Origin of the sequence: Flavobacterium sp. (assembly GCF_031363805.1) — a bacterium.
GTDB lineage: Bacteria > Bacteroidota > Bacteroidia > Flavobacteriales > Flavobacteriaceae > Flavobacterium.
Genome location: NZ_JANLVD010000209.1, coordinates 1 through 18,148, shown reverse-complemented (window position 1 = coordinate 18,148; position 18,148 = coordinate 1). Strand labels below are relative to the sequence as shown.

The following is an 18,148-nucleotide window of genomic DNA, read 5'->3' as shown; positions in this document are numbered from 1 at the left end:
AATTTCAAAATTAATATCAAATAAACCAAATATACTTTCTTAACTACTAATATTTTTCAGAAAAATAGTATAATAAAGAAAAGACTTGCTTTAAAGCGTTTTACTTTAGAAGTACTTTTGCTTTTTCTATTTTGGAGTATTTGTTCAACAGTTTTTTATTTTGTAGGCGTTCCTTTTCTAAATATGTATTAATTATCTATTTGTCCGAATTAATTATTTGGCCTATTTTCATTTTGGTAATGATCCAATTTTATTAATAACGGATTTATTGTATCAAGCCCTTTTTGTGTCAAGTATGGTTTGTAAGATTGAAAAAATATTGACAATGCTTTTTGAACTTTCTGTTTATCCGTTAAATTAGGAGAGTAAATTAGAAATTCTTGATGCCAATAAAGAGCTAAAATATTTAGAATATAACTATGCGACTGACAATCTTCTACCAAATTGGATTTTGCAAATTTTTGTTTAACCAATTGCTCACTTAATTGCTCCCAAGAATCAAAACGTACTTTTAAAAAATCTTGTACAAATTTTTGCACTTCTGGAAAGGAAGTAATGATTTCTCCATATCGCTTGTGAACAATAAATTGATATTTAAATTGGGTTATAAAAATAGCTTCAATTTGATTGAAATAATCTAATAAAATATTATCGGTAGCCCTATTGGCATTAATTGCAAGTGCTTCGTCTACTGCAATTGCCAAATGTTGAGCTAATGCTAATACAATATCCTTTTTAAATGGGAAATAATAGGTAAGATTTCCTAAACTTATCTTTAATTCTTTGGCTATATCTCTTGTTGTTACTGAGTCAATTCCTTTCTCATTAAACAATCGTAAAGCCACTTCTAAAATATCGTCTTTTCTTGATTTCATAAAAACAAAGATAGTTAAAATTAGGTCAATGTACTAATATTTATAAAATAAATATTACCTTTGGGTCGTTGACCTAAAAAAAATTGAATAGTCAGCATTAATAATTATGGCAAGAACAAATCAATTTATCAAAAACAATACCTTTGGAGATGAAGTTAAATTTTTAGTTACTTCTGAGGATTCTCAAGGAAAATTACTAAAAGCAGAGTTGTTAGTAAAACCAGGTGGCGGAGGACCCCCATCGCATTATCACCCGATTCAAAGTGAAACCTTTACGATAACTAGTGGAGAAATGAATTTGATTCATAATGGAAAGGAAATAATTCTAAAAGCTGGTCAAAGTTACACTGTACGTCCTAATACGCCACATAAATTTTGGAATGGAAGTAAAGCAGATGCTGTTGCTATTGTTGAACTAAAACCAGCATTGAAAACGGAATTTTTTCTGGAAACTTTATATGCTTTAGATAAGCAAGGAAAGACCAATAAAGAAGGACTTCCAAATCTGCTACAGTTTTCGGCAATTTTGAACGAAACTTATGGAGAATTTTTTGTAGTAGGTCCTCCCATATTTGCTCAAAAGTTTATAGCAAAAGTTGTTGGTTGGTTTGCAAAAACAATAGGATACAAAGGGTACATTCCTTTCCCAAAAAATTAACCGTGCTTCATTATATTGATAATTAAATATTTATTAGTTATTATACAGCCAATTGAAAACTCACCTGTTATGATGGAATGAGTTTATTTGGTTGAATAATATGGAAATAATATCCTTGATTATCAAGAAGATATAGAAAAATACTTCATTATCACTTGAAGCATTTTTTTTATTCTTTAACCAATTTAAAAGTTTCTCTTACTCCGTTTTCAAATGAAATTTTACCAATATAAAATCCTTTTTTTAAGTTGGTTGGATTAATAGTTATTTTTAGGTTATCACTATTATTTTCATTAGTCTGAAACCAAACTAATTTTCCAGATAAATCATATAAGCTCACAGAAACCCTTCCATAGTATTCAGTATTGTTTTCTATTGTAAATTGCTCAAAAAACGGATTAGGATAGATGCTTAGTTTTACATTACCATCAAAATATTTATTAGTCAAGTCGAGTGTTTGACCAAAATTTCCATTTTCATTATTATTTTTATCCAAAGAACTTACAACAAAATGCTTAGTATCAATTTGGTTTTGTGTTATTGATAATTGATTACCAGCTACAATATCAATAATTTTAGATCCATCTTCTTGGTTTGTTATTGCTTGATTTGCGGAATCAAAAGCATATATTACATATTTTGCTGGCGAATCACCATCTGGAGCTATAGTTGGAGTATCCCACTTAATATTCAATCCTTCAAATCGAATGTTTACTGGAATATTTGGACAAACATTGTCTTTTCCAGCAATTGGCGGGGCAAATGATTTGTATTGATATTGTGCGCCATTTAAAATAGTATTGACAGTTTTATCATTATTTTTAATCTGTAAATATCTGTAAGCAATTTGTCCAAAAGTAGCGTCCATGTTGGCAGCTCTATTTTGAATAATTTGATTTTGAATTTCTGTTCCAGCCCAATTGTTTGTATCTGTCATTTTATAGTATCCTTGACCTACATAAAGTTGTTTGTTGGAAGCTTTAACTTGATCGTTCCACCATTTAGATAATGCAATATAGTCTTGACCACCAGTTATTTTCCAGTATAATTGTGGAGCCAAATAATCAACTTTACCAGCATTTAACCAAGCTATAGGATCGCAGAATAATGCCGAAAAGGAAGAGTTTCCAACTATTCCTGTTGGGGTTTCAGATTTCCAAATTCCAAAAGGACTCACACCAAATATGATGTTTTTATTTTGGTTATTATTGATTATTTGAATAGCATCATACACTTTTCCAATCATAATATTCACATTATTTCTTCTCCAATCTTCAATTGTGGCAATATTGGTTGGGTTGTTATCTACAAAGGTTTGATTGTCTTGGTTGGTTGTCATTCCGCCATTCGGATAAAAATAATCATCGAAATGAATTCCATCAATATCATATCTATTAGAAATATCTTGAACAATTGAAGTAATATAATCTTGAACTGCTGGAAGACCCGGATTTAAAATTTTTAAATTTGTATTATTAGATGCCGTTAATATCCAAGTTGGCTGTGTATCTAAAATACTATTTGTTGCAGCTGTATATTCTGCAATACTAGCCCTCACTCTATATGGATTTATCCATGCGTGCAAATCCAAACCACGATTGTGAGCCTGAGTTGTTGCAAAAGAGAGTGGATCCCATAACGGATTTGGCGCCAAGCCTTGCTTTCCTGTTAATCTATACGACCAAGGTTCTAGCGTTGAATTATATAAAGCATCGCATTCTGGTCTTACTTGTATAAAAACAGTGTTATAACCATTGTTTTTAAGATTGTCTAAAATGACTATCAACTCAGCTTGTTGTACAGATGGACTTGCGGTTCTACTAGTTGGCCAATCCAAGTTGTATACCGATGTTAAAAACACTCCTCTCACATCTCTTTTCGGAATTGCATCGTTAAACTCTATATTCTGAATGCATTGACCAACTGATATTTGAAATATAAGTAATGTAAAAATTAAAATAATAATTTTTCTCATGGTTACAGTTTAACTAAATGTCATTAAATCAGCCTGCAAAGATATAACTTTTTTAGTGGACTATCTTAAATTACAAATTTTAAGAATTGAGTTAAAAAAAACCTGCAAAAAATAAATTTCTTGCAGGTAAGCTAAAAAAAGATTTGGGAATTTAGTTTTAGTTGTTTGCTAATCTGCTGGTTAATAAATTGTTGTTTTTAAGTTGTAGGTCTGGTAAATTTTTAAAATCTAATTCCATGAATAATAAAATATTGGCAACTTTTGAACATTCAATATTAAATTTTTCGTTATTGTACCAGCTTTCAAGTTGTTTATTGTTTTCAGTTATTTCACTATTGATATAGCTTTTGCAATTATTTAACAATATGTTTTGAAATTTTATCTTTTCAAGGTTGTCAAAATTTATTTTTAAATTGGCATCAAGCAAAACACATTGATTAAAACCTGAAACTACAGAATTTGACATTTCTAGATAAGCATTTTCTTTAATAAAAATTGCTTCTCTTAGCAATCCATCTGTATTTTCAACATCTTCATTTATCATCGTTATGTTTTTGGCGACCACTTTGGTTAATTTTTTTGTCAAATCCGCGTTTGAAACCAAATCATAAGAATCTATTTCGAAAGCCCTAGATTTTCCAGAATCTGAATAGTATGAATTTCTGATGGCAATACTATTGTTTATTTTTGCTTGGATGCCTTCTGTAAAATCAAAATCATCTTTGTTGGCACGGAAAGATACCATATTACTCATATTTATTTGCCCTCCCAAAAATTCAAAAGAATCCACTTTAGAATAACTTACTTGAACAAAATCAACCTTTGTACCACTTCCAATTCCAGCTAAGATTAATGAACAAGCATCATAAACGCCTCTATTTTTTCCTCCTGCAAATTCGATTCTTACATATTTTAATGATCCTGAACTGCTATTTACATTTTCGCCACCATAAATATTGAACTTAGAATCTAGATTGAAATTCAAATATCCAATATTCCCAAATTTGTTAATATTGGCTTCACCCATGACAACAACGCCTCCCCAATCTCCTGGTTTTCTTTCAGAGGCAGATTTATTCGAGGTAAATACAATTGGATTAGATTCTTCACCGTTTGCAATAATTTTTGATCCTTTGGTTATTACTAGCATTCCTCGTGTGTCAAAATCGCCTCTTATCAATGTGCCTGGCTCAATAGTTAAAACAGCGTTGTTTGCAATATATACTTTGCCAACAATTAAATAAATATTTTTTTTGTACAACGTAGTATTTTTATCTATAACACCAGTAAGCATTTCATTAGGCTCATTATAGTCGGTAAGTTTGGGCTTAAAATTGGTCCATGATTTCAACCAATTTTTTTCTCCATTAATTCCTTTTACAGTTTGAGCATTGAGCAATAAAGTATTACTTAAAATAATGCATAAAATAAATTTTTTCATAGTAGTAGGTATGTTTGGTTTATAATATTCAAAATATCAAAATTTATTTGGGACAAATTCCTTTTATTATTGAATTATAAAGTTAAAGCATGTTGATAGAAAAATTGATGAGGTTAAACCGCGTATTTTGTTAAAGTTCTATCACTCAATTAAATTCATCCGAAATGCCTATAAAATATAAAAAAAGCTATTTCGAATTTGTCAATTAATTATCAAAATGAAGGAGTTTTTTTGGTGATTTGCTTAAAATTTGCATTTTTTAAAATAAAAAAAATCCAAAAATTGATACGTTTTTTACTTATAAGAAAAAAATGTATCAACTTTGGATTTCAAAGATGTAAATAAAAAGATTTCCTTTTTAAAACCTTTGATAAAAAATATAAAGAATTTAATTTTCGGTATTTAACATAGCCCATAATTTATCTTTTAATTCGGTAAGCCCTTTTTGTGCTACAGACGAAATAAATAAATACGGTATTCCTTCAAAATCTTTATCTAGTTGATTTTTCATTTCCAATTGAAGTTCATCATCCAGCATATCCGATTTTGAAACGACTATCAGTCTATCTTTATCGAGCATTTCAGGATTGTATCTGCGAAGTTCGTCTAGCAAAATATCGTATTCCTTTTTAATATTGTCCGCATCTGCTGGTACCAAAAATAAAAGTGTTGAATTTCGTTCAATATGTCGTAAAAAATAATGACCCAATCCTTTACCTTCCGCAGCTCCTTCTATAATTCCAGGAATATCCGCTATAACGAAAGATTGAAAATCTCTGTAGGCTACAATTCCTAAATTGGGTTTTAATGTTGTAAAAGGATAATCTGCGATTTTTGGCTTCGCCGATGTTAATACAGATAATAATGTAGATTTTCCTGCATTTGGGAAACCCACCAAACCAACATCTGCCAATACTTTTAATTCTAAAACAATATCGGCTTCAATGGATGGCATTCCAGGCTGCGAATATCTTGGAGTTTGATTGGTTGAAGATCTAAAATTCCAATTTCCTAAGCCACCTTTTCCGCCTTCGGCAATTATTCTTTTTTCGCCATCTTCAGTTATTTCAAAAAGAATTTCATTGGTTTCTTTATCTCGAACTACTGTTCCTAGTGGCACTTCTATATATTTATCTTCACCGTCGTGTCCAGTACTTCTGGAGCTTCCACCATCGCCTCCATGTCCAGCTTTTACGTGTCTTGCAAATTTTAAATGAAACAATGTCCATAAACCTTTATTTCCGACCAAAAAAACATGGCCGCCACGACCACCATCTCCACCATCTGGACCTCCTTTTTCTATAAATTTTTCTCTGTGTAAGTGCGTAGAACCTTTGCCTCCTTTTCCAGAAGATACGTATATTTTAGTGTAGTCTACAAAATTTCCTTCTGTCATTGTATTTTAGATTTCAGATTTTAGACATTAGATTTTGATTAAATATTGACTAAAAAACTATTTTTAAAGTATGCCTTAAATTGGTCTATTAACCCCGATTGAGTCGATATCTTTTGCGAAGAATGAGCAAAAATAAAGACGAAAGCGGGAATATGGTTTGCGGATAAAGCCCGAGCCTTATGTTCCTAATTTTTACTTTCTTTTAATGAACTGACTAGTACTTTGTCAATTTTTACACCATCCATATCAATTACTTCAAGTTGCATTTTGTTCCATGTGAGTTTTTCGCCAACTTTTGGAATGTATGATAATTCTGTCATTATGAGTCCGCTCACGGTGGTTACATCGTAATCGTTAATGAGATCGTCCATATCGAAATAGGTCAAAAAATCATGCAATGAATAATGCCCATCCACCAGCCATGTACCGTCTTCTCTAGCAATAAGCTGAAATTCTTCTTCATAAAAATCTGATGCATCTCCTACAAGCGCCTCTAGAATATCGTTGAGAGTGATAATTCCTTGTATCATTCCGTGCTCATCTGTAACCAGTGCATAATGAACTTTGGTTTTTTTGAAAGTTTCTAGCGCTTTGTATGCCGAGGTATGCTCTATGAGATATGCTGGTTCTTTGGTAATATCTCGGAGATTGAAATTTCCTTTTTCGAAACTTGCAAATAAGTCTTTTAGAAAAACTACTCCTACTACTTCGTCTAGATTGTCTTCACAAACTGGGTAAACAGAGTGCAATTCGGCCAACATCTTGTCTTTTAATGCATTTAAATCGTCGTCTTCGATTGATAAATATACCAACGAATTTCTGTGTGTCATTAAAGAATTGACTTTCCTGTCACCAATATGAAAAACACGTTCTACAATATCTTGTTCAATTTCTTGGACTTCTCCACCTTCTGTTCCTTCTTTTATAATTGCTTTTATTTCTTCCTCGGTAACTTTTCCGTCTGCTGTAGGTTTTATTTTTAGCACTTTTAAAATAAAATCTGTTGTTGTGGTTAACAACCAAATAAATGGAGCCGTAATTATGGAAACTATTTTCATAGGAACAGCCACTGCTTTGGCGATTGCTTCTGGATGATTTAATCCAATTCTTTTGGGTAGTAATTCCCCTAAAACTAATGAGAAAAATGTCAAAATGACCACAACAATTCCAACTGATAAATTATGCGAATAGGGATGCAAAACAGAAAATCCATCTAGAAATATTCTAACATCGTCAGTAACTTTATCGCCAGAATACAAACCAGTCAAAATACCTATTAAGGTGATTCCGATTTGAACGGTTGATAAGAATTTGTTTGGAGAATTGGCTAAATCTAAAGCTGTTTTGGCGCTTGTATTTCCTTTTTTGGCGGCTGATTCTAGTCGGTTTTTTCGAGCGGAAATCAATGCAATTTCTGACATTGAAAAAACTCCGTTTAAAAGAATTAAAAAGAAAATTATAAGTATTTCCACATTATTTTAATTTGGTTATTCGCAAATTTGTTTATCCGGTATTTACGAAACCGTTTAATGATTATTTTTTTGCTAATTTACAAATTATCAATGACTTTAGTCAATCGGTCTGTGATTTCTTGAATTGTTCCAATGCCATTTACAGCATGAAAATTTCCTTGGTTTTTATAATACTCTATTAAAGGAGCGGTTTTTTCGTTGTATTCTTGGTAACGGTTTCTAATTTTTTCTTCGTCTTGATCGTCTGGTCTTCCTGAGGTTTTTCCTCTTTCAAGCAAACGTTGTACTAGAATTTCATCATCAGCTTCTAGTGCAATTGTCGCAGTGACAATACTTGATTTTGTGGATAAAAAAACTTTTAAAGCCTCTGCTTGAGATAATGTTCTTGGATATCCATCGAATAAAAATCCATTTTTATCCAAATTGCTTTCAACAGAATCTATTAGCATTTTGGTAGTTACTTCGTCAGGAACCAAATCGCCTTTGTCCATATAGCTTTTGGCAAGTTTACCCAATTGGGTTTGATTTTTTATATTGAATCTAAAAATATCTCCTGTAGAAAGATGTACTAGATTGTATTTTGTTTTCAAAAATTCTGCTTGTGTACCTTTTCCTGCTCCAGGTTTTCCGAAAAGAACTATGTTAATCATTTTATTTAATTTAAAGATTTAAAAATTTAAAGATTTAAAGATTTTTTTGAACCCTTAAATTTAAATTTTTAATCTAATTTTTAATCTTTTAATTTTTCAATTATTTAATCCTTTAACTGATATACTTCCGAAAGATTTCTGCCTAAACCATCATAATCCAACCCAAAACCAACAATAAATTTATCTGGAATTCTGATGCCAACGTAGTCCAATTTAATATTCTTTTTATAAGCATCTGGTTTTAAAAAAAGTGTAGCAATTTTGAAGTGTTTTACATTTTGCTTTTTGAATAATTCTTTCAATTCCTCAATAGTATTTCCAGTATCTACAATATCTTCAATAATTATTACTGAACGACCTTCTAGATTTTGATTGATGCCTATAAGTTGCTTCACTTCATTTGTAGAAGTTGTGCCTTCGTAGGAAGCCATTTTAATAAAACTTACTTCGCAAGGCAATTTGTAATGTTTCATAAAATCTGAAACAACCATAAAAGCTCCATTTAGAACGCCAATAAAAATCGGGGTTTCTTCGGCAAAATCGTCTTCAACTTGTTTTGCCATTTCTGAAATAGCAAAATCAATTTCTTGTGCAGAAATAAATGGCGTAAATACTTTGTCGTGTAGCTGAATATCCATAATTATTTTTAAAAATAATTGACAAAGATAAGAAATTAGTATTGAGTTGCTATATTTTATTTATTTTTGAAGAATGAATTTAGAATTACTTGAAAGAATAGCAAAAAGTTCAGCACATACTCAAAATCGCGTCGAAAATGCTACGCATATTTTACAAAATACTAGTTTATTGCCAGAATTAATTTCATTTTCTTTCAGCATTGAAAACAAATCACATATAAGAGCTTGTTGTATTTTGGAGAAAGTTTTTGAAATACAAATGGATTTATCGTTTAAATATTTAGATTTTATATGCGAAAATTTAAGCGAATTAAAAAATGATAGTGCTATTCGATCTGTTTCAAGATTTATACATTTTCTAGTTTTAGATAGTGTAGTTAAAAAGAATTTATCTGAAAAAAATCTAGAAAACATAACAACTGCTTGTTTTGATTGGTTAATTTCTGATCTTCGAGTTGCTCCAAAAGCACATGCCATATACACTTTATTCGAGTTAGGAAAAAATCAAGATTGGATTTATCCTGAATTAAAACAACTACTCGAATATTATACAGGATCGGAATCTGCAGGATATAAATCTGTGGCAAGAAGAATATTAAAAAAATTAAATTGATAAATCTTATCTTTGCCTAAAAAAAATTATAATGAATTACTTTTCATCAGATTTTAAACTAGGAATTCTCGGTGGCGGACAATTGGGCAAAATGCTTCTTGCAGAAACCCGAAAATTTGACATTCAGACTTACGTCCTTGATCCTAGTGATGAAGCGCCTTGCAAAATTGGGTGTAATAAATTTGTTCAAGGAAGTTTGATGGATTTTGAAACCGTTTATAATTTTGGAAAACTAGTTGATGTTTTAACTTTTGAAATTGAATTGGTTAATCTTGAAGCTTTAGAAAAATTGGAAAACGAAGGATTGAAAGTTTACCCATCGCCAAAAACATTGCGGCTTATTCAAAATAAAGGAATTCAGAAAGAATTTTATATTCAAAATAATATTCCAACATCTAAATTCGAAAAATTTTCCAGTTTACAAAATCTAAAATCAGCAATTGACAAGCAACAATCAACAATCAAAATGCCTTTTGTATGGAAATGCACGGAATTTGGTTATGATGGAAATGGCGTAAAAGTAGTTAGAACGATTTCTGATTTAGAAAATCTTCCAAACGTAGAATGTATTGCCGAAGAAATGATTGCTTTTAAAAACGAACTTTCAGTAATTGTAGTTCGAAATCTTTCGGGCGAAGTAAAAACGTATCCCGTTGTTGAAATGGAATTTCATCCAGAAGCCAATCAAGTAGAATACGTAATTTGTCCAGCAAGAATCGATAAAAATGTGGCTCAAAAAGCGATAGAAATTGCTTTAAAAGTTTCAGAGAAATTCAATCACGTTGGGTTATTGGCAGTAGAAATGTTTCAAACTGAAAAAGACGAGATTTTGGTAAATGAAGTCGCACCAAGACCACACAATTCTGGACATCACACAATAGAAGCCAGTTATACGTCTCAATTTGAAAATCATTTACGCGCTATTCTAAATTTTCCTTTAGGAAATTGCGATAGTAAAGTTGCAGGAATAATGGTAAATTTGGTCGGTGCCGAAGGTTTTTCTGGCAATGTAATTTACGAAAATATAGAGAAAATAATGGCAATTAATGGTGTAACTCCACATATTTACGGTAAAAAGGAAACGCGCCCATTTAGAAAAATGGGTCATGTAACGATTGTAAATGAAGATATGGTTGTGGCTAGAAAAATCGCTCAAGAAGTTAAGAATAGTATTAGAGTTATTAGTTAATTAAAAGATTTAAAAATTTTATGATTAAAAAATTTGGGTATGTGATTCAAATTAATCTTTAAATCTTTAAATCTTTAAATCTTTAAATAAATATGAAAGTAGCCATAATAATGGGATCCATTTCCGATATGCCAATAATGCAAGAAGCCATCGATATCCTAAAAGAATTCGATATTGAAACCGAAGTCGATATCGTCTCAGCACACAGAACACCAGAAAAATTATTCGATTTTAGTAAAAATGCGCACACTCATGGCATTTCAGTTATTATTGCTGGTGCTGGTGGCGCGGCGCATTTGCCAGGAATGGTCGCTTCGATGTCGCCTTTGCCAGTCATTGGCGTTCCTGTAAAATCTAGTAATTCCATCGATGGTTGGGATTCTGTTTTGTCAATTTTACAAATGCCAGGTGGCGTTCCTGTTGCAACTGTTGCGTTAAATGGTGCAAAAAATGCAGGAATTTTAGCTGCTCAGATCATCGGTTCTTCTAATAAAATGGTTTTAGAAAAAATAATTTCCTATAAAGAAAGTCTCAAAGAAACTGTTAATAAATCATCTCAAGATTTAAAGAAATAGAAATTTAAACCATTAAGATATTTAAGTCTTAATTTTTCTTAATATCTTAATGGTTAAAAACTTTTTAATTCCTAAACTTCTTCTTTCACTTCTTCCAAAACACCTTCAAATTCTGAACTCAAAACATCTTCTTTTCCCAACCAATATTCTGAAGTTGTAATTTTGAAATTCAAATTATCAGTACTTTCTAAATCCCACAAAATGTCTTCAGCTTCTGGAAAAGTTGCGTTAAAATGCATCGCTTGGTCAAACAATCTGTTAATTATATTGCTATCAGACAATCCGTTAGCGAACAATTTTAACACATTTTCTTTCGACAAAAGATCATTTGTTTCACTTTCCAAAGGCGAAATTTTACAATTAATTATTGTCGCTTTTGCATTCGGAAATTTTCCATTATACGCCTTAAACAACAATTGATTGATGTGAAATAAAGTTGAATGCAAGCCAATTTCTCTATATTCCTCACACACTTTGTCAATTAACATATCACTCGAAATTTGCTGAATTTGCCCATCACTTAATTGCTCAGACAACTTATATTCCAACACAATAGCTGCAGCTTCACGAGGTTCAAAATCTGAAATTGCCATAAACAACAAGTCTTTCAAACTGTCTTTGTCGGCTTCAGAACCATCCGGATAATCAAATTTTCCTAGCAATTTTACATAATCATCATTCGTCCAATACTTCTCAATTTCATCAACAATTTCGATGTTTTCTATTTCAATTTTATACTTCATTTTACAATTATTTTAGATTTACGATCTCGTAAATCGAATTAGTTTACAATTTACAGCTATAAAATCAGTTCAACCATTAAATAACATTTTTATAACAAAATACAATCAAATTCCAAATTTTCAACCGATTTTTTTCTCAAAGTAGTACCTTTGTTTTTTTTGAAGCTATTTCCTGCTATCCGTTGCAATCTGTCATTGCGAGGAACGAAGCAATCTTACGATTTGATGGCGCCCGTTCCTCGCAATGACAGGATTTCCACTTCCATCAGGGCTAAAACCGCGTTTCTTTTGTTGCAGGTTTGCTTATTAACAACAATCCCATAAAAGTAATCAGGCCATTCACAATAATTAATTCATTGTCAATCACATAATTGCCAAACAATTTTGCAGAATTGGTACTTATAAAATAGCAAATTGCAGGCGAAATTACACACACAAATGGAACCAATTTATCGTGCACAGTTTTAGATTTTAAAAATAATCCAAAAGCATACAATCCCAACAATGGTCCGTAAGTATAAGATGCAATTTTGAAAATCATTTTGACTACCGAAGCATCGTTTACGGAATTAAAAATCACAATAACCAAAAACATTAAAAACGAAAATCCTATGTGAACAAAATGTCTAGTTCTTACAATATTGGGTTTATTTAAATTTTCGGTTTTATCCATGCCTAAAAAATCCACACAAAAAGAAGTTGTCAAAGCCGTTAAAGCCGAATCTGTAGTTGCAAATGTGGCAGCAGTTAATCCTAGTAAAAAAACAACAGCAGGAATTAATCCTAACGATTTCAAAGCAATTTCAGGGAATAAAAAATCGGTTCTTGGAACACCATCTACAATTGGAACCTGAATTCCATTTTTTTCAGCAAACATATACAACAAAGCACCTACACTTAAAAAGAAAATATTAATTATTACAAAAATACCTGTGAAAGTAAACATGTTTTTTTGGGCTTCGCCAATGTTTTTGCAACTTAAATTTTTCTGCATTAAATCTTGATCCAGTCCTACCATTGCAATGGTAACAAATATGCCGCCTAAAATTTGTTTCCAGAAATAATTGCCTTTGTTATAATCGTCAAAGAAAATTATTTTAGAATAATTGCTGTTTTTGACTTCTTCAAAAGCGGTGAAAATATTTAAATCTAAGCTTTTGCAAATAAAAAATATAGTCAAAAAAACAGATGAAACAAGAAAGAATGTCTGCAAAGCATCGGTAATAATTATTGTTTTTAAACCGCCTCTGTAAGTGTATGTAAATATTAAAACCAACGACATTAATACTGTAAATGTAAATGGAACTCCATAATAATCAAAAACATATCGTTGTAAAACTATAGCCACCAAATACAGTCGAAAAGCCGAACCAATAGTTCTACTTATTAAAAAAATGGTGGCAGCAGTTTTGTAACTAACCACACCCAAACGTTGTTCGATATAGCTGTAAATAGAGGTCAAATTCATTCTATAATATAGCGGTAGCAATACTTTTGCAATAATAATAAATCCGATGGCGTTGCCCAATACAAACTGAAAATATTTGAATTGGAGATCTGGATTTCCAACTTCCCCCGGAACCGATATAAAAGTAACACCCGAAAGTGCGGTACCAATCATTCCGAAAGCTACCAAATACCATTTAGAATTTTTATTGGCTTTAAAGAAAGCTTCATTACCACTATCCTTTTTGCTCACAACATGAGAAATTATAAAAAGCAATCCAAAATAAATAATGATTAATGATAAGATAGCAAATGGAGTCATGGATTTGATTTTAATTCTGTGCAAAATACAAAAAAATGTTTATTTGTGGATTTGTTATTTGTTTATTTGAAAAATGAATTATTTACAATTGTTTGTTAGACAAATAAACGAATTAACAAATAAACAAAAAACACTACTTTTGCCAAATGGAATTTTCTTCAAAATTATTAGAAAAAGCAGTCAACGAAATGTCTCAGTTGCCAGGAATTGGTAAAAGAACTGCGTTGCGATTGGTTCTACATTTATTAAAACAACCCAGAGAACAGACCGAATTTTTATCGCAATCTTTATTAAATATGCGGTCTGAAATAAAATTTTGTAAGTCTTGCCACAATGTTTCCGATGTTGATATTTGTGAAATATGTGCAAATCCCAAAAGAAACCATCAAATGGTTTGTGTGGTTGAAGATATTCGGGATGTTATGGCTATCGAAAATACTGGACAGTTTAGAGGTATTTATCATGTTTTAGGAGGCAGAATATCTCCTATTGACGGCATTGGACCTAGTCAACTAAATATTAATTCATTGGTAGAAAAAGTGAAATCAGGAAATATTTCCGAAATAATTTTGGCGTTAAGCTCCACAATGGAAGGCGATACGACTAATTTTTACATTTATAAACATATTAAAGATTGCAACATAATTACATCATCAATTGCCAGAGGAATTTCTGTAGGCGATGAGTTGGAATATGCTGACGAAGTAACATTGGGTAGGAGTATTGTGAATAGAATTCCTTTTGAAAATTCTTTTAAAAATAATTAATTCAATTTAAACATAAATATGATTTTATTTTTACAAATGATAAACTATATTTGTTTAACGAAATTGTGTTTAAGTATGAAATGACATACTTTAAAATTAGGATTGAACTAAAATTGAGATATGCGAATTCAATATTCCTTTAAAAAAACAATAGTATCCACGTATGAGTAAAATATATAGTTTTTTGGCATTGGTTTGTATTTTTTTTGTGACTTCATGTGTGCCACTAAAAGATTTACAATATTTACAACCGAGCAAAAACGACAATCAAGAATCTACCATAACTCCCGTAGTTCTCAAACCATATCGAGTTCAAGTGAATGATGTTTTGAGTATAAAAATAAAAGCTTTAGACCAAAAAATTGTTGAAATATTTAATCCGTCAGTTTCAGGAATGCAAAGCAATACTAGTTCTGCTGAAGGGCTTTATTTTGACGGATTTTCTGTCAATGATCATGGCGATATTAGAATTCCAGTTTTAGGGGAAGTCAATGTAATTGGGCAAACACTTGAAGAAATTAGAATTAAAGTGGAGAAACAGTTGCTTGAACAATATTTTAACACTTCTGCAAATATTTTTGTTACAGTAAAATTGGCAGGTTTAAGATATACCGTAAATGGAGAAATAAACAGTCCTGGTTCGAAAATATTATTGCAAGAAAAAGTAACCATTTTAGAAGCCATCGCGAATAGTGGCGATATTACTATTACAGGAAATAGAAAAGAAGTAATGGTTGTTCGACAAAATCCTAGTGGAACAGAAATACACGCTATCGATCTAACTACAATTGAGGCTTTAAAATCGCCATATTATTATGTTCAGCCAAACGATTTTATTTATGTAAAACCTTTGAAACAGAAATCTTGGGGAACTGGCACCAATGGTTTGCAGTCATTCACAACAATTTTAACAGCAGTATCATTAATAGTTACTACTTATTTATTGTTTAAAAACTAACAATTAAGAATGCTTGACACTAAAGATTTTTCTTTTTTTGAAACCCAAAATAATTTTGATTTCAAAGCTTTTTTCACAAAAGTATTTGGATATTGGCCTTGGTTTATAGTCACTTTGGTTATCGCATTTACAGTTGCCTACCAAGTAAACATTAGAAAACAGAAAATTTATGGTGTTTCAACAACAGTAGCATACAAGGAGGAAAACAATCCTTTTTTTACTGCAAATACAAGTTTGGTATTCAATTGGGGCGGCACTTCAGATCAGGTTCAAAATTTGACTACAACTATCAAGTCAAGATCTCACAATGAAATGGTGGTTAAAGAATTAAACTATTTTATTGAATATTTACGACAAGGCAAATACAACCTTGAAGATGCTTATGGCGAAGTTCCGTTTTATATAAATATTAATAAAAATTTTCCTCAAATTACGGATCAGTTAATAAATATAAAATTTTTAAGTCCTACCGAATATGAAATTTCTATAAATTTTGAAAGTTCTAAAGTATCATTGTTAAATTATAATACTGAAGTTTTAAGTAGTACAAATGTTGTCATTGGTGAATTTAAAAAAAGATATAAAATTGGCGAAACTGTTTCTCTGCCATTTTTGAATTGGAAATTAGAACTTACAAATAACCCAGGTTTTTATGATGGATCTACTCATATAGTAAGATTTGCCAATTTTAATGGTATAGTTGAAAACTATAAAAATATCGATATATCTTCTGATGGTAAAGGTGGTGGAGTTTTGCAATTGAATTTGCAAGGAACAAACAAAGCCCGAATGGTTGATTATTTAAACGGAACTGTAAACAAGCTCATAAGCAGACAGTTAGAAGCCAAAAATCAATTCGCAAAAAATACAATTGCCTTTATTGACAGCACATTAGTCGCTATGGAAGGTCAATTGAAAGATACGGAAAACGAACTCAAAGTATTTAGTTTGGATAAAAATATTTATGAAGTTGAACTTGGTGGCGAAAAATATACTGATAAAATATCCGATCTTGATGTTCAAAAAGATGTAATAAATAGGAAATTAGCTTATTATAATAATTTAAAATCTTATTTAATAAACAGTACTGACTATTCAAAACTGCCAGCACCTTCAGTTGCTGGTATCGATGATCCTAATATTATTGAAAATGTTTCAAAGCTTACTACATTATCTGCAGAGCGATCTGCCATGAGTTATGCGGTTAAAAATGACAAGCAATTCAAAGATTTTGATGTCCAAATGGATGCACTAAAAAGGGTTTTGTTGGAAAATATTTCCGCTGCAAAATCTGCTATTCAATATGATTTATCTGCTGTAAATAGAAAAATTGGTTTGGTAGAAAACAATATCAAGAAACTTCCTGCCCAACAGCAAGAGTTGGTCAAAATAAATAGGAAATACGATTTGAATAAAAACGTTTACAATTCCTTTCTAGAAAAACGAAGCGAAGCCGACATTGTTAGAGCGGCAAATTTGTCTGATATTCAGTTTATAGATCCAGCCAAAGATACTGGCGGTGGATTGTTGGGACCCAAAACAAGTGTAAATTATATTTTAGCTTTATTCATGGGTTTACTATTGCCATTAATTTTTATTTTTATCATAACAATTTTAGACAATACCATAAAAAATACTGATGATATTTCAAGACTTACAACTATTCCAATATTGGGAGTAGTAGGGAAAAAACTTGGAAAAAGTAATTTAGCTGTATTTGAAAAACCAAAATCTGCTCTGGCAGAAAGTTTTAGATCCATAAGATCATCCTTGCAATTCTTATATAAAAAACAACAATCTGGTTCAAAAGTGCTCATGCTCACTTCATCAATAAGTGGAGAAGGGAAAACTTTTAGTGCAATAAATATTGCTACAGTATTTGCTTTAAGCGAAAAGAAAACAGTTATCGTTGGTTTGGATTTAAGAAAACCAAAAATTTTCCAAGATTTTCAAATTGAAAATAATATTGGAGCGGTAAATTATTTGATTGGTCAAAAAAGCCTAGAAGAAATTACCCAATCAACATCAATTCCATACTTGGATTTTATTCCATCTGGCCCTATTCCTCCAAATCCTGCAGAGTTGATTATGGGCGATAGTATGAAAGAAATGCTTGACGAATTAAAACTCAAATACGATTATATTATTTTGGATACACCACCAGTTGGACTGGTTTCTGATGCTTTGGAATTAACACCTTTTTGCGATGCCACATTATACGTAGTAAGGCAAAGCATAACAAAAAAGGACATGCTTACCTTGGTGAATAACAAACACAAACGAGGTGAATTAAAAAATATTAGTATCATTTTAAATGGTTTTGAAAACAAAGCCAAATATGGTTACGGCTATGGTTATGGCTACGGATATGGAAACTATGCCAATGGTTATCATGAAAATGAAGAGCCTAAAAATCCAATTGTTAAATTT

The 18,148-nt window shown here is 31.1% G+C and carries 16 protein-coding genes; 7 read left to right on the top strand and 9 right to left on the bottom strand.

From position 1 onward, the window contains the following. Positions 1-209: 209 nt before the first annotated feature. Positions 210-875 (bottom strand): TetR/AcrR family transcriptional regulator, encoded by a 666-nt coding sequence (locus RMN92_RS11095; protein WP_309609512.1) that lies wholly within the window; start codon positions 873-875, stop codon positions 210-212. A 106-nt stretch (positions 876-981) separates the two neighbouring features. On the opposite strand from RMN92_RS11095, the gene RMN92_RS11090 reads away from it, so the two are divergent. Then, positions 982-1,533: a cupin domain-containing protein gene (locus RMN92_RS11090; RefSeq protein WP_309609511.1), complete on the top strand. Its 552-nt coding sequence runs from the start codon at positions 982-984 to the stop codon at positions 1,531-1,533. A 169-nt stretch (positions 1,534-1,702) separates the two neighbouring features. Here RMN92_RS11090 and RMN92_RS11085 read toward each other — a convergent pair whose 3' ends face one another. The 6 genes from RMN92_RS11085 to hpt all read right to left on the bottom strand — a co-directional run bounded on the left by RMN92_RS11085 (position 1,703) and on the right by hpt (position 9,105). Beyond that, complete coding sequence (locus RMN92_RS11085) at positions 1,703-3,508, bottom strand: family 10 glycosylhydrolase (protein ID WP_309609510.1); 1,806 nt, start codon at positions 3,506-3,508, stop codon at positions 1,703-1,705. 157 nt (positions 3,509-3,665) lie between these two features. Then, on the bottom strand, positions 3,666-4,949 hold the full coding sequence (locus RMN92_RS11080; protein WP_309609509.1) for a hypothetical protein: 1,284 nt from the start codon (positions 4,947-4,949) through the stop codon (positions 3,666-3,668). A 388-nt stretch (positions 4,950-5,337) separates the two neighbouring features. Further along, complete coding sequence (gene obgE, locus RMN92_RS11075; protein ID WP_309609508.1) at positions 5,338-6,345, bottom strand: GTPase ObgE; 1,008 nt, start codon at positions 6,343-6,345, stop codon at positions 5,338-5,340. Positions 6,346-6,530: 185 nt separating this feature from the next. Then, positions 6,531-7,817: a hemolysin family protein gene (locus RMN92_RS11070; protein WP_309609507.1), complete on the bottom strand. Its 1,287-nt coding sequence runs from the start codon at positions 7,815-7,817 to the stop codon at positions 6,531-6,533. Between the two features lie 77 nt (positions 7,818-7,894). Further along, positions 7,895-8,467 carry an adenylate kinase gene (locus RMN92_RS11065; protein ID WP_309609506.1) on the bottom strand — a complete coding sequence of 191 codons (573 nt, stop codon included), beginning with the start codon at positions 8,465-8,467 and terminating at the stop codon, positions 7,895-7,897. A gap of 104 nt (positions 8,468-8,571) precedes the next feature. After that, positions 8,572-9,105 carry a hypoxanthine phosphoribosyltransferase gene (hpt, locus tag RMN92_RS11060; RefSeq protein WP_309609505.1) on the bottom strand — a complete coding sequence of 178 codons (534 nt, stop codon included), beginning with the start codon at positions 9,103-9,105 and terminating at the stop codon, positions 8,572-8,574. Between the two features lie 73 nt (positions 9,106-9,178). Between hpt and RMN92_RS11055 the strand changes: the two genes are divergently transcribed. The 3 genes from RMN92_RS11055 to purE all read left to right on the top strand — a co-directional run bounded on the left by RMN92_RS11055 (position 9,179) and on the right by purE (position 11,482). After that, positions 9,179-9,718: a hypothetical protein gene (locus RMN92_RS11055; RefSeq protein WP_309609504.1), complete on the top strand. Its 540-nt coding sequence runs from the start codon at positions 9,179-9,181 to the stop codon at positions 9,716-9,718. Between the two features lie 31 nt (positions 9,719-9,749). Next, the gene (locus RMN92_RS11050) at positions 9,750-10,907 is read left to right on the top strand and encodes a 5-(carboxyamino)imidazole ribonucleotide synthase (protein WP_309609503.1); all 1,158 of its coding nucleotides are present in this window, start codon (positions 9,750-9,752) and stop codon (positions 10,905-10,907) included. Between the two features lie 92 nt (positions 10,908-10,999). Next, positions 11,000-11,482, top strand: a complete 483-nt coding sequence (gene purE / locus RMN92_RS11045) for a 5-(carboxyamino)imidazole ribonucleotide mutase (RefSeq protein WP_309609502.1) — start codon at positions 11,000-11,002, stop codon at positions 11,480-11,482. Positions 11,483-11,553: 71 nt separating this feature from the next. Here purE and RMN92_RS11040 read toward each other — a convergent pair whose 3' ends face one another. Continuing rightward, positions 11,554-12,225, bottom strand: a complete 672-nt coding sequence (locus RMN92_RS11040) for a hypothetical protein (RefSeq protein ID WP_309609501.1) — start codon at positions 12,223-12,225, stop codon at positions 11,554-11,556. 271 nt (positions 12,226-12,496) lie between these two features. Next, complete coding sequence (locus tag RMN92_RS11035) at positions 12,497-13,993, bottom strand: sodium:solute symporter (RefSeq protein ID WP_309609500.1); 1,497 nt, start codon at positions 13,991-13,993, stop codon at positions 12,497-12,499. A 146-nt stretch (positions 13,994-14,139) separates the two neighbouring features. On the opposite strand from RMN92_RS11035, the gene recR reads away from it, so the two are divergent. From recR to RMN92_RS11020, 3 genes are all read left to right on the top strand, one after another. After that, positions 14,140-14,760 (top strand): recombination mediator RecR, encoded by a 621-nt coding sequence (recR, locus tag RMN92_RS11030; RefSeq protein WP_309609499.1) that lies wholly within the window; start codon positions 14,140-14,142, stop codon positions 14,758-14,760. Between the two features lie 163 nt (positions 14,761-14,923). Beyond that, positions 14,924-15,718 carry a polysaccharide biosynthesis/export family protein gene (locus RMN92_RS11025; protein ID WP_309609498.1) on the top strand — a complete coding sequence of 265 codons (795 nt, stop codon included), beginning with the start codon at positions 14,924-14,926 and terminating at the stop codon, positions 15,716-15,718. A 9-nt stretch (positions 15,719-15,727) separates the two neighbouring features. Then, a partial coding sequence (locus RMN92_RS11020; protein ID WP_309609497.1) for a polysaccharide biosynthesis tyrosine autokinase occupies positions 15,728-18,148 on the top strand: 2,421 nt, incomplete at its 3' end.

Excerpts from the sequence above, each read along its gene's own strand:
- RMN92_RS11095 (WP_309609512.1), bottom strand. The coding sequence starts at position 875 with ATGAAATCAAGAAAAGACGATATTTTAGAAGTGGCTTTACGATTGTTT.
- RMN92_RS11090 (WP_309609511.1), top strand. The coding sequence starts at position 982 with ATGGCAAGAACAAATCAATTTATCAAAAACAATACCTTTGGAGATGAA.
- RMN92_RS11085 (WP_309609510.1), bottom strand. The coding sequence starts at position 3,508 with ATGAGAAAAATTATTATTTTAATTTTTACATTACTTATATTTCAAATA.
- RMN92_RS11080 (WP_309609509.1), bottom strand. The coding sequence starts at position 4,949 with ATGAAAAAATTTATTTTATGCATTATTTTAAGTAATACTTTATTGCTC.
- obgE (WP_309609508.1), bottom strand. The coding sequence starts at position 6,345 with ATGACAGAAGGAAATTTTGTAGACTACACTAAAATATACGTATCTTCT.
- RMN92_RS11065 (WP_309609506.1), bottom strand. The coding sequence starts at position 8,467 with ATGATTAACATAGTTCTTTTCGGAAAACCTGGAGCAGGAAAAGGTACA.
- hpt (WP_309609505.1), bottom strand. The coding sequence starts at position 9,105 with ATGGATATTCAGCTACACGACAAAGTATTTACGCCATTTATTTCTGCA.
- RMN92_RS11055 (WP_309609504.1), top strand. The coding sequence starts at position 9,179 with ATGAATTTAGAATTACTTGAAAGAATAGCAAAAAGTTCAGCACATACT.
- RMN92_RS11050 (WP_309609503.1), top strand. The coding sequence starts at position 9,750 with ATGAATTACTTTTCATCAGATTTTAAACTAGGAATTCTCGGTGGCGGA.
- purE (WP_309609502.1), top strand. The coding sequence starts at position 11,000 with ATGAAAGTAGCCATAATAATGGGATCCATTTCCGATATGCCAATAATG.
- RMN92_RS11040 (WP_309609501.1), bottom strand. The coding sequence starts at position 12,225 with ATGAAGTATAAAATTGAAATAGAAAACATCGAAATTGTTGATGAAATT.
- RMN92_RS11035 (WP_309609500.1), bottom strand. The coding sequence starts at position 13,993 with ATGACTCCATTTGCTATCTTATCATTAATCATTATTTATTTTGGATTG.
- recR (WP_309609499.1), top strand. The coding sequence starts at position 14,140 with ATGGAATTTTCTTCAAAATTATTAGAAAAAGCAGTCAACGAAATGTCT.
- RMN92_RS11025 (WP_309609498.1), top strand. The coding sequence starts at position 14,924 with ATGAGTAAAATATATAGTTTTTTGGCATTGGTTTGTATTTTTTTTGTG.